Origin of the sequence: Streptomyces sp. NPDC052020, from assembly GCF_040680575.1 — a bacterium.
In the GTDB taxonomy this organism is placed as follows: domain Bacteria; phylum Actinomycetota; class Actinomycetes; order Streptomycetales; family Streptomycetaceae; genus Streptomyces.
The window spans coordinates 43659-59132 of the sequence record NZ_JBFAWY010000029.1 but is presented as its reverse complement, the minus strand read 5'-3'; the positions used below and the strand labels follow the sequence as shown (position 1 = coordinate 59132).

The 15474-nt window shown below is 74.2% G+C and carries 14 protein-coding genes; 11 read left to right on the top strand and 3 right to left on the bottom strand.

Annotated elements, in window-relative coordinates; genetic code table 11:
- Positions 1-58 precede the first annotated feature (58 nt).
- From AB0L74_RS26060 to AB0L74_RS26045, 4 genes are all read left to right on the top strand, one after another.
- A complete protein-coding gene (locus AB0L74_RS26060; RefSeq protein ID WP_365657049.1) occupies positions 59-1180 on the top strand; it encodes an ABC transporter ATP-binding protein in 1122 nt (373 codons plus the stop codon).
- Positions 1177-1893, top strand: coding sequence for an ABC transporter permease subunit (locus tag AB0L74_RS26055; protein WP_365657046.1), 717 nt, complete (start codon positions 1177-1179; stop codon positions 1891-1893). Before AB0L74_RS26060 ends, AB0L74_RS26055 begins: the two co-directional genes overlap by 4 nt.
- Positions 1890-2555: an ABC transporter permease gene (locus AB0L74_RS26050; protein WP_365657043.1), complete on the top strand. Its 666-nt coding sequence runs from the start codon at positions 1890-1892 to the stop codon at positions 2553-2555. Before AB0L74_RS26055 ends, AB0L74_RS26050 begins: the two co-directional genes overlap by 4 nt.
- Before the next feature lie 109 nt (positions 2556-2664).
- Positions 2665-3621, top strand: a complete 957-nt coding sequence (locus AB0L74_RS26045; protein WP_365657040.1) for an ABC transporter substrate-binding protein — start codon at positions 2665-2667, stop codon at positions 3619-3621.
- Positions 3622-3715: 94 nt separating this feature from the next.
- On the opposite strand, the gene AB0L74_RS26040 is transcribed toward AB0L74_RS26045, so the two are convergent.
- Positions 3716-4174 (bottom strand): DUF6114 domain-containing protein, encoded by a 459-nt coding sequence (locus tag AB0L74_RS26040; protein ID WP_365657037.1) that lies wholly within the window; start codon positions 4172-4174, stop codon positions 3716-3718.
- Positions 4174-4827, bottom strand: a complete 654-nt coding sequence (locus tag AB0L74_RS26035; RefSeq protein ID WP_365657034.1) for a DUF6230 family protein — start codon at positions 4825-4827, stop codon at positions 4174-4176. Before AB0L74_RS26035 ends, AB0L74_RS26040 begins: the two co-directional genes overlap by 1 nt.
- An 836-nt stretch (positions 4828-5663) precedes the next feature.
- Here AB0L74_RS26035 and AB0L74_RS26030 point away from each other — a divergent pair.
- The 6 genes from AB0L74_RS26030 (at position 5664) to AB0L74_RS26005 (ending at position 12928) form a co-directional block, all read left to right on the top strand.
- On the top strand, positions 5664-6326 hold the full coding sequence (locus tag AB0L74_RS26030) for a Tat pathway signal sequence domain protein (protein WP_365657031.1): 663 nt from the start codon (positions 5664-5666) through the stop codon (positions 6324-6326).
- Positions 6327-6557: 231 nt separating this feature from the next.
- Complete coding sequence (cyc2, locus tag AB0L74_RS26025; RefSeq protein WP_365657028.1) at positions 6558-8768, top strand: germacradienol/geosmin synthase Cyc2; 2211 nt, start codon at positions 6558-6560, stop codon at positions 8766-8768.
- Positions 8769-9069: 301 nt separating this feature from the next.
- Positions 9070-10143 carry an anthranilate phosphoribosyltransferase gene (gene trpD, locus AB0L74_RS26020; protein ID WP_365657026.1) on the top strand — a complete coding sequence of 358 codons (1074 nt, stop codon included), beginning with the start codon at positions 9070-9072 and terminating at the stop codon, positions 10141-10143.
- On the top strand, positions 10140-10493 hold the full coding sequence (locus AB0L74_RS26015) for a hypothetical protein (RefSeq protein WP_365657151.1): 354 nt from the start codon (positions 10140-10142) through the stop codon (positions 10491-10493). The genes trpD and AB0L74_RS26015 overlap by 4 nt, the downstream gene beginning before the upstream one ends.
- Before the next feature lie 268 nt (positions 10494-10761).
- Positions 10762-11889 (top strand): aminopeptidase P family protein, encoded by a 1128-nt coding sequence (locus AB0L74_RS26010; protein WP_365657024.1) that lies wholly within the window; start codon positions 10762-10764, stop codon positions 11887-11889.
- A gap of 64 nt (positions 11890-11953) precedes the next feature.
- Complete coding sequence (locus tag AB0L74_RS26005) at positions 11954-12928, top strand: aminoglycoside phosphotransferase family protein (RefSeq protein ID WP_365657022.1); 975 nt, start codon at positions 11954-11956, stop codon at positions 12926-12928.
- A gap of 45 nt (positions 12929-12973) precedes the next feature.
- On the opposite strand, the gene treZ is transcribed toward AB0L74_RS26005, so the two are convergent.
- Positions 12974-14719 (bottom strand): malto-oligosyltrehalose trehalohydrolase, encoded by a 1746-nt coding sequence (treZ, locus tag AB0L74_RS26000; protein ID WP_365657020.1) that lies wholly within the window; start codon positions 14717-14719, stop codon positions 12974-12976.
- A 175-nt stretch (positions 14720-14894) separates the two neighbouring features.
- On the opposite strand from treZ, the gene AB0L74_RS25995 reads away from it, so the two are divergent.
- Positions 14895-15446 carry a DUF1707 and FHA domain-containing protein gene (locus AB0L74_RS25995; protein WP_365657018.1) on the top strand — a complete coding sequence of 184 codons (552 nt, stop codon included), beginning with the start codon at positions 14895-14897 and terminating at the stop codon, positions 15444-15446.
- Positions 15447-15474 lie beyond the last annotated feature (28 nt).

The window sequence follows — 15474 nt, the reverse complement described above, 5'->3', positions numbered from 1 at the left end:
GCCCGCCGACGCCGGCCGGGAGCGCGGGCCCCGAGCCACCCGAAGGGTACTTGGCGTTGTGATACGGATCGAGGAAGTCACCAAGCGCTACCCGGACGGCACGGTGGCGGTCGACCGGCTCTGTCTGGAGATACCCGACCGTGCGATCACCGTCCTCGTCGGACCGTCCGGCTGCGGCAAGACCACGACCCTGCGGATGATCAACAGAATGGTGGAGCCCAGCGAGGGCACCATCTACCTCGACGGCGCGGACGTCCGGCGCCGGCCGGTCACCGCGCTGCGCCGGTCCATGGGATACGTCATCCAGAACGCCGGCCTTTTCCAGCACCGCACGATCCTCGACAACATCGCCACCGTGCCCCGCATGCTCGGCTGGGGCCGGCACAAGGCCCGGGCGCGGGCCGCGGAGCTGATGGAACGCGTCGGACTCGACGCCTCCCTCGCCGGGCGTTACCCCTACCAGCTCTCCGGCGGCCAGCAGCAGCGCGTCGGCGTGGCGCGGGCGCTGGCCGCGGATCCGCCGGTGCTGCTCATGGACGAGCCGTTCTCGGCCGTCGACCCCGTGGTACGCAAGGGGCTCCAGGACGAACTCCTGCGCATCCAGGACGAGCTGGGCAAGACCATCGTGTTCGTCACGCACGACATCGACGAGGCGATCAAACTCGGCACCAGGGTCGCCGTGCTGCGCACCGGCGGCCGGCTCGCCCAGTTCGCGCCGCCCGCCGAGCTGCTGTCGAACCCGGCCGACTCCTTCGTCGAGGACTTCCTCGGCGCCGACCGCGGCATCCGGCGGCTGTCCTTCTTCCCGTCCGCCGGCCTCAGGCTGACGACCGAACCGGTCGTGCCGGCCGGCGCCACCGCCGAACGCATCGGCAGGTCCGGTGCCCCCTACCTGCTCGTCACCGACGCCCAGGGCCGGCCCCTCGGCTGGAGCCGGCCGCAGGACCTGACCGCCGGGGACGTCGACCCGGGGCGGCTGCTGCCGTACGGGCGGCCCTTCGTGCCCGGCACCGACTCGCTGCGGGCCGCCCTGGACTGCGCGGTGCTGTCGCCGACCGGCTGGGCGGTCGCCGTGGACTCCGGCGGCCGGGTCACCGGAGTCGTCTCCCAGCAGACGATCGGCGAGGCGATCCGCGGCGCCCACGCCGGGGCACGCGCGGGCCGCGAGGTCGCCGGGTGAACGGCGTGTTCGACGGCTTCTTCGACATCCCCAGCGACCTCCAGCACAGCTATCCCGGCCTGATCGGGCTGCATCTGCGCGAGGCGCTCCTGCCGGTCCTGGCCGGGCTGCTGCTCGCCCTGCCCCTCGCCCAGCTCTGCGTACGGCTGCGCCGGCTCTACCCGCCGGTGCTGGCGGTGACGACCGTGCTGTACGCGATCCCGTCGCTGGCCTTCTTCGTCGTCCTCATCGACTACACCGGCCAGACCGAACTGACGGTGATGATCCCGCTCGCCGTCTACAGCCTGGTGGTGCTCGTCCCGGCGATCGTCGACGGGGTGCGGTCGGTGCCCGAGGAGACGCTGGCCGCCGCCACCGCCATGGGCTTCGGTCCCGTACGGCGCTATCTCCAGGTGCAGTTGCCGATCGCCGTGCCCGCGATCGTCGCCGGGCTGCGGGTGGCCACGGTGTCGAGCATCTCCCTGGTCAGCGTCGGCGCCCTCATCGGGAACCAGGGCGCCCTCGGCAACCTGCTCGCGGCGGCGCAGAAGTACGACCGGCCCGTGCTGGCGGTGAACTCCGTGCTCACCACCGCCCTCCTGGCGATCCTCTGCGACGCCCTGCTGGTCCTGGCGCGCGTCCTGCTGACGCCGTGGATGCCGTCCCCCGCCCGCCGCCGGCCGGAACCGCCGGCCGGGCGGAAGCCGGCCCGGCCGCGGGAGGCGACCCGGTGAACGTACTGAACTTCGTCGGCGCCTTCTTCGGCGACAGCGCCCACTGGCACGGCTACGACGGCATCCCGCACCGCCTGCTGGAGCATGTGCGGTACTCGCTGCTGGCGCTGCTCCTGGCCGCGGCGATCGGGCTGCCCGTGGGCCTGGTGACCGGGCACACCGGCCGCGGCGGCAACGCCCTCGCCTTCCTCGCCACCGCCGCCCGCGCGCTGCCCAGCTTCGGACTGCTGGTCCTGATGGCCGTACTGCTCGGCATCGGCCTGGTGCCCGTGATGATCCCGCTGGTCGTCCTCGCCGTCCCGCCGATCCTGGTGACCACCTACGAGGCCCTGCGTTCCGTCGATCCGTCCCCGGTGGACGCCGCCCGGGGGATGGGCATGCGCGAGACGCGCATCCTGTTCCAGGTGGAGATGCCGGTGGCGCTGCCGCTGATCCTCAGCGGCCTGCGCTCGGCGGCCGTCCAGATCGTCTCCACGGCCACCATCGCCGCGTACGTCAGCCTCGGCGGACTCGGGCGGTACATCGTCGACGGGCTCTACCAGCGCGACTACGAGAAGGTGGTCGGCGGCGCCACCCTGGTGGCGGTGCTGGCGCTGGTCACCCTCGCGCTGTTCTGGGCGGCGGGGCGGCTGGTGGTGTCGCCGGGAGTGCGCAGACGCTGATACCCCGCCAGAAGCCGTGCGCCGCCCCTGAGCAGCGGGCCGTCTCGCCCGGTGAAACGTGACCCGGCCGGTGTTGACTGACCGGCAGGGGGCTGGATTGGATCGGTGGATGATGTCTACCGCGAAGAGCAGCAGGTCCAGAACGAGGCACACCGGCGCGGCGGCCGCCGCGCTCGCCGCCGTCGCGGCGCTGCTCACGGGCTGTTCGTCCGGCGGCACCTCCGACGATCCGCTGGCGGAGGAGGAGGCGGAGGCCGGGACCGTCGTCGTCGGCTCGAACAACTTCGCCGAGAGCACGCTGCTCGCCGATCTCTACGGCGAGGCCCTCAAGGCCAAGGGCATCAAGGTCGAGTACAAGCACAACATCGGCAGCCGCGAGACGACGTACGGCCTGATGAAGAACGGCTCCGTCACCGTGCTGCCGGAGTACAACGGGGCGCTGCTGGCCTACCTCGACGCCGAGGCCGCGCCGAAGACGGTCGAGGAGACCACCGAGGCCATCGAGGCGAAGCTGGACGGGAAACTGACGCTGCTGGAGCCCTCGCCCGCGCAGAACAAGGACTCCGTCACCGTCAACGCGGCCACCGCGAAGAAGCACGGGCTCACCGCCCAGTCCTCCATCGGCGACCTGCGGGACATCGCCGGGGACCTGGTCATCGGCGGCTCTCCGGAGTTCCAGGCCCGGCACCAGGGGCTGAAGGGCCTGAAGTCGGTGTACGGCGTCGAGTTCAAGTCGTTCAAGGCGCTGGACGCGGGCGGCCCGCTGACGCTCGCGGCGCTGCGGAAGAACACCGTGCAGGCCGCGGACGTCTTCACCACCGACCCGGCCATCGCCAGGGAGAAGTTCGTCGTCCTGAAGGACCCGAAGAACCTCTTCGGCTTCCAGAACGTGCAGCCGCTGGTCCGCGAGGGCAGCCTGCCGAAGGAAGGGGTCGAGGCCCTCGACGCCGTCTCCCGCAAGCTGGACACGGCCACCCTGCGCGACCTGGACGCCCGGGTCCAGATGGAGAAGAAGGATCCGCTGGACGTGGCCAAGGAGTGGCTGACATCGCAGAACCTCGCCTGATGCCTGACGCCTGACGCCCGGCGCCGTCCGCCGGTGCCGCCCGGCCGGTCCGCCCCAAGGCGGCCGGGCGGGCGGCGAGCGGCCGCGGGCGGACTCACGCGGTGCCGCCGGCCTGCCCGCCCAGCGGCAGCGTCCCCGCGGCCGGATCGGCCCCGGCCCGCTTCCCGCGGCGTCGGCGGCGGCGCGGCTCCTGGTCCGGCAGCCACCCGAAGACCAGGGAGCTCCCCACACACCCGAGGAGCAGCCCGACGAGGAAGCCGCCGAGGTTCGAGGTGAGCCAGGTACCCAGGGAGACCAGCACACCGGTGATCGAGTAGAACAGGCGCTGCGCCGGGTTGAAGAGGGCCAGCAGGCCGCACAGCACCATCAGCCCGGGGAGCAGATAGCCGGCCACACCCTGCATCCCGATGTGCAGGACCACCTTCAGCGACGCCTTCATCGTGAGCAGGATCTCCGCCCCGCCCAGGACGAGCAGCAGCCCGCCCCAGAACGGTCGGCGGGCCTGCCACCGGCGGAAGGCGGGCCGTAAGCCCGTACCCGGCTCGCCGGCCATCAGCACCCCGAGTCACTGAAGCGCAGCTTCAGTCCCGGCAGCTTGAACACCCCGGCCGTGGTGGCGTAGTTGGTCTGCCGCAGATTGGCGATGCGCACGGTGTCGGCCTGCTGGCTGAACACGCCGATCGGTCCGCGGCCCTTGGGCCCGGCCTTGTCCAGCGTGCTGGCGTCGTTGCCGATCTCGATGTTGTCGAAGGCGGCGTCACCCGACAGCTCGGTCGAGTCGGTGGTCAGGTCGGTGGCAGTCACCTTCTTGGCGCCGCTGCCCGCGGTGATGAGTAGGTTGGTGCCGCCCAGGTCGACGCTCTGGCACAGCTTGCTGAGTGTCGCGTCCTTGATCACGGAGGTGACCACCAGCACCTGACCGCCGGTCTCCCCGGCGTTCGGGCTGCCCTCGGCCATGTTGTCGAGCCCGCCGAACTGCGCGAATCCGGTGCCGTTGAGCTCCGTGGCGGTGACGGTGAAGGGCATGCCGGAGATCGCGAACTGCACGCCCAGCGCTCCCTGGGCGGTGAGGATCGCCAGGCCCGCCGTGACCGCGGCGGCCGGGACGGCCATTACCGCCGCGCGGCGCGGTCGGACCCGGCCGCGTCTGGCCGGGCCGGTGGGGGTGTTGCCGGCGGACGGAGTGACGTCCGAGGACGAGGCCATGTCTGCTCCCTGAGGCATAGAGGATGCGGGTCGGGCATCCGTGGCACGGTGTCCTGGCGCGGACAGCGGATGGGGCGTACGCGCCCTCACGACTCCCGGCGGTCGCGAGGGGGATTTCACGTTACGCACCAGTAGCCAACCGGGAAGTTACCGGTGGTTACAGACCGGGTCAAGCGAGTTGTGCGCAAAGGGTGGTGATCGCGTGCCCTGCCTGGGCTCCTGTCGACACCGACGCCGAAACGGCGCCGGACGCCGGGAGACCGCTCCGCGCGCCGAGCCCCGGTGCGCAGGCGCGGCAGAGGCCGGGGCGGCCCTGGAGCGGCAGCCCAACTCCTGTCGGCCGTATTGACTCTGACGGTAGATCAGTTTTACAACTGCCCTGGCTCCCGGATCCGTGGCGCCGGATCCGTTCCCGCGGCACCGCCCGCGTTCCCGGCACGCGTGCCACCCCTGGCGGGGCATGCGCACGGCACGCCCGCACCGCACATCGGCACCGCTCGGGTCCCGTACGGGGCATCCGCGCCGCTCACTCCCGCACCGGGCCTGCGTACCGCCCGGTTCCGCGTGGGGCGCGTGTGCCCGGTCCGGTCCCGGCCCGGTTCCGCGCGGGGAACGTCACCGCCCCTCCGGCCCGCCGTGGCCGGCCCGTCACGTACGGAGAAGGCGTCGCGCTCCGGCGACGGCGTACGGCGTAGGCGTATCCCGTGTCCCGGTGTGCCCGGCGGCCGGGACGCACCGCACCGCGGTGCCGCTCAGCCCCCCCACGCGCCAGTCCCACCCGCTCAACCCGTTGCGCTCCACCTCATCGATCCCCACGTCCGAGAAGAGGTACCCGCATGCGCACACGCACCCTCCTCACCCTCGCCGCCGCCGCGGCGGCGCTGTCGCTCTCCGCGGCCGTCCCCGCCACCGCGGCCTCCCCGGCCGCCACCGCCGTCCTCACCACGGGCGGCACGGGCGGTACGCCGGTCGCGGCCGGCACCACCCTCAACGCCTCGCTGGCGAGCGGCACCGCCGCCGCCTTCCATTCCAGCGCCACCGGCAGCACCGGCGTGTCCTGCACCGGCTCGCAGTTCACCGCCACCGTCACCGGCAACCCGTCCGCGCCCGGCACGGCAACCGAGTCGGTCACCTCGCACACCTTCGACAGCGGCACCTGCACCGCCAACGTCACCGGTGTGCTCGGTGTGACCGGCATCAGCCTCGGCAACCTGCCCTACAGCGCCACCGTGACCTCCAGCGGCGCCGTCACGGTGACCCCGCCGAGCGGCACCACCATCCGGGCCACGGTCACGCTGCGCACCCTGCTGGGCAACGTCAGCTGCGTCTACCAGGCGCCCGGCCTGTCCGGCGCCGCGAGCAACGCCAACAACGGAATCACCTTCACCGACCAGCACTTCACGAAGGTCTCCGGTTCGTCGCTCTGCTTCGCCAACGGCTACTTCACCGCCACCTACGCCCCGGTGACCGCCGGGGGCGCCCCGGTCTTCGTCAACTGACGGACCGTTCGTCCGGCCGTTCCTCCGGCCCTTCTCCCCGCCTTTCCCGGGACACCGGGGGACGCAGCCCGTACGCGTCCCCCGGCCCCGGGAAAGGCGGTCCGGGTGTGCGAGCGGTTCCCTCGGCCCCGCCCGGCTGGAAACGTAAGCCGCACAGGGGACATTCACGCGATAGTGTGATCATGTCCCGGGCTCCGGATGCGGCCGGAAGGCCCTGGGTAGGGCCCGGCCATGACGCAGCAGCCCTTCGAACTCCCGCACTTCTACCTGCCGCATCCGGCGCGGCTCAACCCGCACGTCGACGAGGCCCGCGCCCACTCGGCGGCGTGGGCACGCGAGATGGGGATGCTGGAGGGCTCCGGCGTCTGGGAGCGGGCCGACCTCGACGCCCACGACTACGGCCTGCTGTGCGCCTACACCCACCCCGACTGCGACGGTCCCGCCCTCTCCCTCATCACCGACTGGTACGTGTGGGTGTTCTTCTTCGACGACCACTTCCTGGAGAAGTACAAGCGCACCCAGGACCGCGCCGGGGGCAGAGACCATCTGGAGCGGCTGCCGCTGTTCATGCCGCCCGATCCCGCCGCCGCCGTACCCGAACCGGAGAATCCGGTCGAGGCGGGCCTGAAGGACCTCTGGCGGCGCACGGTGCCGTCGATGTCCGTGGACTGGCGCCGCCGCTTCTCCGTCGCCACCGAGAACCTGCTCAACGAGTCCCTGTGGGAGCTGTCCAACATCAACGAGGGGCGGATCGCCAACCCCGTCGAGTACATCGAGATGCGCCGCAAGGTGGGCGGCGCGCCCTGGTCGGCGGGGCTCGTGGAGTACGCGACCGCCGAAGTGCCCGCCCGCGTCGCCGGGTCCAGGCCGCTGAGGGTGCTCATGGAGACGTTCTCCGACGCGGTCCACCTGCGCAACGACCTCTTCTCCTACCAGCGCGAGGTCGAGGAGGAAGGAGAGCTCAGCAACGGCGTGCTGGTGCTGGAGACCTTCTTCGGCTGCTCCACCCAGCAGGCCGCCGACATGGTCAACGACGTCCTGACCTCCCGGCTGCACCAGTTCGAGCACACCGCCCTCACCGAGGTCCCCGCGCTGGCCCTGGACGAGGGCCTCAGCCCGGCCGAGGCCGCGGCGGTGGCCGCCTACGCCAAGGGCCTTCAGGACTGGCAGTCCGGCGGACACGAATGGCATATGCGCTCCAGCCGGTACATGAACGAGCGGGCGCGGGCCGCGAACCCCTGGCAGCCGCCGTCCGGCCCCGGCACCTTCGCCGTCGACGTACGGTCCCTGCTCGCCGCGTCCGGTGCCGGGAGACTGCGGGCCTACACCCATGTGCCGTTCCGGAAGGTCGGCCCGTCCCGCATCCCCGATCTGTACATGCCGTTCCCGCTGGAGCTCAGTCCGCACCTCGACGGCGCCCGGCAGCGCCTCACCGGCTGGGTGCGGCGCATGGGCTTCCTCGGCGAGGGCGTCTGGGACGAGGACAAGCTCGCCGCCGCCGACCTCCCGCTGTGCGCGGCGGGCCTCGACCCGGACGCGACACCCGAGGCCCTCGACCTGAGCGCGCGGTGGCTCGCCTGGGGCACCTACGGCGACGACTACTACCCCCTGGTCTTCGGCCACCGCCGGGACCTGGCCGCCGCCCGGCTCACCACGGCCCGCCTCTCGGCCTGTATGCCGCTCGACGGCGAGTCGCCGCCGGTGCCGGCCAACGGCATGGAGCGGGCGCTGGCCGACCTGTGGACACGTACGACGGCGGACATGACGGCGCGGGAGCGGCGCACCCTGAAGGACGCCGTCGACACGATGACCGAAGCCTGGGTGTGGGAGCTGTCCAACCAGGTCCAGAACCGCGTCCCGGACCCGGTCGACTACCTGGAGATGCGCCGCCAGACCTTCGGCGCCGACATCACCCTGCACCTGTGCCGGATGGGCCGCGGCCCGGCCGTCCCGCCCGAGGTCTACCGCAGCGGCCCGGTCCGTTCCCTGGAGAACGCCGCCGTCGACTACGCCTGCCTGCTGAACGACATCTTCTCGTACCAGAAGGAGATCGAGTACGAGGGCGAGATGCACAACGCGATCCTCGTCGTGCAGAACTTCTTCGGCTGCGACTACCCGGCGGCGCTCGGCGTCGTCCACGACCTGACGACCCAGCGCATGCGGCAGTTCGAGCACGTCGCCGCGCACGAGCTGCCCGTGCTCTACGACGACCTGCGGCTGTCGGAGGAGGCGCGCGAGGTGATGGGGGGCTATGTGGCGGACCTGCGGAACTACATGGCGGCCATCCTGAACTGGCACCGCGGCGTGCCCCGCTACCGGGCCGAGTACCTGGCCGGGCGCACCCACGGCTTCCTCCCCGGCCGGCTCCCCGCCGTGCCGGTCCCCGGGCCCGTGGCCCTCCCCGCGCCCGGGACGGCGTTCGCCGCCGTGCCGCGCGGGTAGCCCTCGCCGCCCGGGCGAGGCCGTCCCGTCCAGAGGTCGGGGCGGTCCGGTCCGGGCCGTGCAGGTCATCGCCGCGCCCGGAACCCGGGCGGCGGGGCGTCCGCGGCGGCGCATGGGGTACCCGGGGCTGGATCGTCGCCGACTCCGGCCCGGCCGCCGAGTGCCGCGAGACGCTCATGAGGCGGGGCCCTGTTCCAGGCCGGGGCGCGGGCGGAGGGCACGTGGCCGTGAGGACACCGCTACCGCCGGTGCCGTCCTCGTACGGCACACCGGTCGTCTCGGCGTTCCTGGAGGTGGAGACGTGATCGACGCACTGCGCGCGCTGTCGGCGCGGCGCGATCTGACCGAGGCCGAGGCACGGGAGGCCATGTCGCTGATCCTGCGCGGCGACGCCACCTGGGCGCAGATCGCCGGGTTCGCCATGGGGCTCACCGTGAAGGGAGTCACCGCCGGGGAACTGCTCGGCATGACCACGGCCGTCCGGGCGGCGGCGGTCCCGCTCACCGTCCCCGGCGACGTGCTCGACACCTGCGGCACCGGCGGCAGCGGACACGACGTCGTCAACCTGTCCACCGCCGCGGCCGTCGTCGCCGCCGCGTGCGGGGCGCGGGTGGCCAAGCACGGCAACCGGGCCGCCTCCTCCGCCTGCGGCAGCGCCGACGTCCTGGAACGGCTGGGCGTCCGCATCGACCTGCCGCCCGCCCAGGCCGCCCGCTGCCTGGCCCGCACCGGCATCACCTTCCTGTTCGCCCCGTCCTTCCACCCCGCCTTCCGGTACGCCGCCGCGCCCCGCCGCCAGCTGGGCGTCCGTACCCCGTTCAACCTGCTGGGCCCGCTGTGCAATCCGGCCGGAGCCCGCCATCAGCTGCTCGGTGTCGCCGAACCCGGACTGCCGCCGGTGCTGACGGAGGTGCTGCGGCGGCTGGGCGGCACCCGCTCGATGGTGTTCCGCGCCGAGGACGGCCTCGACGAGCTGAGCACCTGCGCGCCCACCCGGATCATCGAGGTCCTCGACGGCCGCCGCCGCGAGTACACCCTGGACGCCGGGCGCCTCGGCCTCGCCCCGGCCCGGCTGGAGGAGCTGCGCGGCGGCGACCCCGCCCACAACGCCCGCGTCCTCACGGCGGTGCTGTCCGGCCGGCCCGGGCCGCACCGGGACGCCGTCCTGCTGAACGCGGCGGGCGCGTTGCGCGTGGCGGGACTCGCCGACGGCTGGGAGGAGGCACTGCGGCTGGCCGCCACGGCCGTCGACGACGGGCGGGCGCGGGCCACCCTGGAGACCTGGGGGGAGACCTCGCGGAGCCTGGCGCCGCCCACCGGCCCCACCGCACTGGCCGGCGCGGCCGCCCGGCCCGGCCCGCCGCGCACAGGGTGACCGGGCCGCCGGCCCGGCCCGTCGCACCGCGCGCGAGCGCGGCAGGGGGGAGCGGGGCCCGGGCCCGGGGGAGCGGGCCCCTGGCCCCGGCCGAGCTGACGCCGTACGTCGCGCCGCTGCCCGTCCCGCCCGTCCTGCGTCCCGCGTCCGACGACGTGCTGCGCGCGACCGAGATCGCCCTGCGCCCGGCCTGGGTGCGCCTGCACCCGCAGCACGTGCCCGGGCCCGGGCACACGGCCGGTCTGGTGCGAGGGGACGTACCGCTCGCGTTCGGCACCACCCGCGTCGACTCGGCCGCGATCTGGCCCAGGCCGTCGCCCGCGCCCGTCCGGGCGCCGAGACCAGACTGACGGTGCGGCACGAGAGCGGGGCATACCAGCGGCCGGCGGTGGTCCCCGGGGTCGTCACATGACCGGGCGCGCCACCGGGGCCCGCGCGGGTCCCGTTCGCGTCCTGCGCTTTCGACGCGTCCCCAAGGACGGGCGGCGGGCCGAGGACGCGGTGATCGGGCCGGCCGCCCGCGCCGCCTGCCGCGCAGGTCCGTGAAACCGGCTCGCGCCACCCCCTGGCTCCGGGCAGGATGCTGACCGTGGTCACGTCACTTCCAGGGAGGCCCCGATGACCGGCACCATGCCCGCGCCCTTCACCGCGGACGACTACCGGGCCCGTATGGAGCGCGCCGCGCGGGCGGCGGCGGACGCCGGGCTGGCCGGCCTCCTGGTGGCCCCGGGCCCGGACCTCGTGTGGTTCACCGGATACGCGCCCACCGCGGAGACCGAACGGCTCACCCTGCTGGTCGTCGCCCCCGGCCGGGAGCCCGTCCTCGTCGTCCCCACCCTGGAGGCCCCCGACGCCGAGAAGGCGGCCGGCGCCCCCGCCCTGACCCTGCGCGACTGGACCGACGGCGTGGACCCCTACGCCGCCACCGCCGCGCTCCTCGACGGCTCGGGGCGTTACGGCATCAGCGACAACACCTGGGCGCTGCACCTGCTGGGCTTGCAGAAGGCGCTGCCCGGCACCGCCTACGCCTCCCTCACCGACGCCCTGCCCATGCTGCGGGCCGTGAAGGACGCGGCGGAGGTGGAACTGCTCGCCGCCGCGGGCGCGGCGGCGGACGCGGCCTTCGAGGAGATCCGCAAGGTGCGCTTCGCCGGCCGCCGGGAGTCGGCCGTCGCCGCAGACCTCGCCGACCTGCTGCGCCGGTACGGGCACGCGCAGGTCGACTTCACCATCGTCGCCTCCGGTCCCAACGGCGCCGATCCGCACCATGAGGCGGGCACCCGGGTCATCCGGGACGGGGACATGGTCGTCCTGGACTTCGGCGGCCTCCGGGACGGCTACGGTTCCGACACCTCCCGCACCGTCCACGTCGGCGAGCCCACCGAGGAGGAGCGCCGGGTGCACGACATCGTGCGCGAGGCCCAGGAGGCGGGCTACCGCGCGGTCCGCCCCGGCGTGCCCTGCGAGGAGGTCGACCGGGCGGCCCGCGCCGTGATCACGGAGGCCGGGTACGGCGAGTACTTCATCCACCGCACCGGGCACGGCATCGGCGTCACCACGCACGAGCCGCCGTACATGATCGAGGGCGAGCGGCAGCCTCTGGTGCCCGGCATGTGCTTCTCCGTCGAACCCGGCATCTACCTGCCGGGCCGCTTCGGGGTCCGCATCGAGGACATCGTGACGGTGACGGAGAGCGGCGGGCGTCGCCTCAACGACACGACCCGGGAGATGGTCCTGGTCGAGTGAGGGGGCACGACGCCCCCTTGGCCTCCCTCCTCGCCCCCGGCCTTCCGAACCACACGGCGCGCCCATGACCCAGGCACCGACCCCCACCGCGGACACCGTCCGCCGGCTGGCCCGAACCCTGCTCGAGGACGCTGAGGGCGCCCCGGACGCCGCCGGGGACGCCGCCCGCGGGCCCGGCGTCCGCCCCGTCGCGGGGAGCGCCGGGTCCACCGTCTGGTGGGTCGGCGCCCGCCATGTGCTGCGCCTGGCCCCCGACCGGGAGGCCGCCGTGCGGCAGCGCCGGGAGCTGCGCCTGCGCGATCTGGTCCGCCCGCACGTCCCCGTCCGGGTGCCGGTGAGCGTGGCCCACGGCGAGTGGGCTCCGGGGCTGCCTTGCACCCTGGACACCAGGCTGCCCGGCGGCTCCGGCGAGGAGCACGACGTGTCCGCCCTCGGCGAGGCCGACCTCGCCGGACTGCTCACCGGGCTGCGAGAGGTGCCGGTGCGCCAGGCGGAGACCCTCGGCGTGCCCCGGGCCGCCCCGCGTGACCTGCGCACCCTGCGCGAGGCCGCCGAACGCGCGGCCCGGCGCCTGGCCGACGCCGACGAGTTCGACCCGGCCCGGCTCGCCCGGCTGACCGCGTCGGTCGCGCAGCAGCTCGCCGCCCGGCCCGGCCCGCTGGTCCTCGTCCACCGCGGCCTGACCGGCGAGCGTCTCGTGGTCGGCGCCGACGGCCGGGTGCGGGGCGTCCTCGGCTGGGGCGACGCGGTCGTCGGCGACCCCGCCGAGGACATCGCCGGGCTGGCGCGCGCCGTCGGCTCCCCGGCCGCCGTCCGCGCCGCGACGCTCGCCGGGTACGGCGCCCGCCGCTGCCTGCGCGGTCTCTGGCTCGCCCGCTGCGATGCGGTGGTGCGCCTCGCCGACGCCCTGGCGGGGCGTGCCGCCGCCCCGCCGCCTCCGCTGCGCTCCCAGCTGCGCCGCGCCTGGGAGGCGATCCTGCTGGAGCGGGTGACGGAACCGCGCGCCGAGGGTGGGGAGGACGGGCACGGCACCTCATGACCGGCCGTGGGGCCGAGCGGCGCGGGCCGTGCCCCGCGCGGGCGCTCACTCCTGGAGCAGCACCACGCTCGACTCCCCGGGAACACGCAGCACCCCGTCGCCGCCCGGGGCGTCGACCGGCTCCCACGCGGCGAGGACACGCGCGGGACGGGTGCCCAGGGGGATCGCCGCCGGCTCCGGGCCGAGGTTGACGGCGACCCGGATGTCCCCGCGCCGGAAGGCGAGCCAGCGCCGGTCGCGGTCGTAGGCGACCCGGGTGGCGGCCAGGTCGGGGGCGCTGAGGTCGGGCCGCGCGTGCCGGAGGGCGATGAGCGCGCGGTACCAGGCCAGCACGCGCGCGTGGGGCTCGCGTTCCGGTTCGGACCAGTCGAGGCAGGAGCGGTCGCGGGTCGCCGGGTCCTGCGGATCGGGAACGTCCTCCTCCTTCCAGCCGTGCGCCGCGAACTCCCGCCGCCTGCCGCGCCGTACCGCCTCGGCGAGTCCGGGGTCGGTGTGGTCGGTGAAGTACTGCCACGGGGTGCCCGCCGCCCACTCCTCGCCCATGAACAGCATCGGCGTGAAGGGGGCCGTCAGCGTCAGCGTGGCCGCGCACGCCAGCAGACCGGGGGAGACCAGCGCGGACAGGCGGTCGCCCTGGGCGCGGTTGCCGATCTGGTCGTGGGTCTGGGCGTAGCCGAGGAGCCGGTGCGCGGCCACGCGCGTACGGTCCAGGGGGCGGCCGTGGCGGCGGCCGCGGAAGCTGGAGTACGTGCCGTCGTGGAAGTAGCCGCCGGTGAGCGTCTTGGCGAGCGCGGCGAGGGGATCGCGGGCGAAGTCGGCGTAGTAGCCCTGCGACTCCCCGGTCAGCGCGGTGTGCAGGGCGTGGTGGAAGTCGTCGTTCCACTGCGCGTGCACGCCGAGGCCGCCCTGGGCGCGCGGGGTGATGACCCGGGGGTCGTTCCGGTCGGACTCGGCGATCAGGAACAGCGGACGGCCCGTCTCGGCGGCCAGGGCGTCCACCGCCGCCGACAGCTCCTCCAGGAAGTGGCAGGCGCGCGTGTCCACCAGCGCGTGCACCGCGTCCAGCCGCAGCCCGTCGATCCGGTAGTCGCGCAGCCAGGCCAGCGCGCTCTCCACGAGGTACGCGCGCACCTCGTCCGACCCGGGCGCGTCCAGGTTGACGGCGGCGCCCCAGGGGGTGTGGTGCCGGTCGGTGAAGTACGGGCCGAAGGCGGGCAGGTGGTTGCCGGACGGGCCCAGGTGGTTGTGCACCACGTCCAGGACCGCGCCCAGGCCCAGCGCGTGCGCCCGGTCGACGAAGCGTTTCAGTGCCTCCGGTCCGCCGTACGGCTCGTGCACCGCCCAGGGCGAGACGCCGTCGTACCCCCAGCCGTGCCGTCCGGGGAACGGGCACAGCGGCATCAACTCCACGTGGGTGACGCCCAGTCGGATGAGATGCTCCAGCCGCTCGGCGGCGGCGTCCAGCGTGCCCTCGGGCGTGTACGTGCCCACGTGCAGCTCGTACAGGACCGCGCCGGGCAGCGGGCGCCCGGCCCACTCGGCGCGCCAGACGTGGCGCCCGTGGTCGACGATCGCGCTCAGTCCGTCCGGGCCGTCCGGCTGCCGGCGCGACCGCGGATCGGGCAGGACCGGTCCGTCGTCCAGCGCGAAGCCGTACCGGGAGCCGTCCCCGGCCTCCGCGTCCCCCCGCCACCACCCCGGCCGCTGCGGATCGCGCTCCAACGCGCGCGCGACGCCGTCGCACTGGAGCGTCACACGGCCGGCCTGTGGTGCCCACACCTCGAACTGCACGGACGGTTCCCCTTCGTCTGCTCACGGTGACGTAGCCCGTCCATCGTGCTGCACACCCGGTCAATCCGCCGGTGAATAACGCCTTTCGCGGCGCATGTCGCCGGGCGGGCGGGTGCGCGGGACGGTCCCGGCCGCTTTCTGGACACCCCGGCGGCGCTGTCCGACAATCACCTTTGTGACGTCGTCTTTCGAGTTCCACACGTACCCCGCGCGCCTGTCCGACGCGGAGCGCGACAAGGCGCTCAAGGCGCTCCGGGACGGCGTCGCCATGGGCCGCCTGTCGCACGACACGTTCATCCGCCGGATGGAGCTGGCGCTGACCGCCCGCCGCTCGGACGAGCTGTGCGCGCTCACCGCCGACCTGCCCACCGAGAGCCGGGCCGCGCGGCTGCTGTTCGGCACGGTGGAGGCGGTCTCCGGGTTCACCGTACGGCTGCGCCGGGCCTGGCGGGCCGAACGGCTCCCCAAGCTGCTGCTGCCCCACCCCGGCACCGGCCATCCGCTGCGCATCGGCCGCGACCCCGCCAACGGGCTGCGGCTGAACCACGACACGGTCTCCCGCGTCCACGCCGAACTCCGCCTCCAGGGCGGCCGGTGGGTCCTGCGCGACCTCGGTTCGACCAACGGCACGACCGTCAACGGCCGGCGGGTCGTCGGCGCCGCCGTCGTCCGCGAGGGCGACCAGATCGGCTTCGGGCAGATGGTGTTCCGGCTGTCGGCGAACTGACCGGCACCCGCCTCCGGCCTCGTCCCGG

Coding starts and splice junctions, on each gene's coding strand:
- AB0L74_RS26045 (WP_365657040.1), top strand. CDS start 2,665: ATGATGTCTACCGCGAAGAGCAGCAGGTCCAGAACGAGGCACACCGGC.
- AB0L74_RS26040 (WP_365657037.1), bottom strand. CDS start 4,174: ATGGCCGGCGAGCCGGGTACGGGCTTACGGCCCGCCTTCCGCCGGTGG.
- AB0L74_RS26035 (WP_365657034.1), bottom strand. CDS start 4,827: ATGGCCTCGTCCTCGGACGTCACTCCGTCCGCCGGCAACACCCCCACC.
- AB0L74_RS26030 (WP_365657031.1), top strand. CDS start 5,664: ATGCGCACACGCACCCTCCTCACCCTCGCCGCCGCCGCGGCGGCGCTG.
- cyc2 (WP_365657028.1), top strand. CDS start 6,558: ATGACGCAGCAGCCCTTCGAACTCCCGCACTTCTACCTGCCGCATCCG.
- AB0L74_RS26005 (WP_365657022.1), top strand. CDS start 11,954: ATGACCCAGGCACCGACCCCCACCGCGGACACCGTCCGCCGGCTGGCC.
- AB0L74_RS26010 (WP_365657024.1), top strand. CDS start 10,762: ATGACCGGCACCATGCCCGCGCCCTTCACCGCGGACGACTACCGGGCC.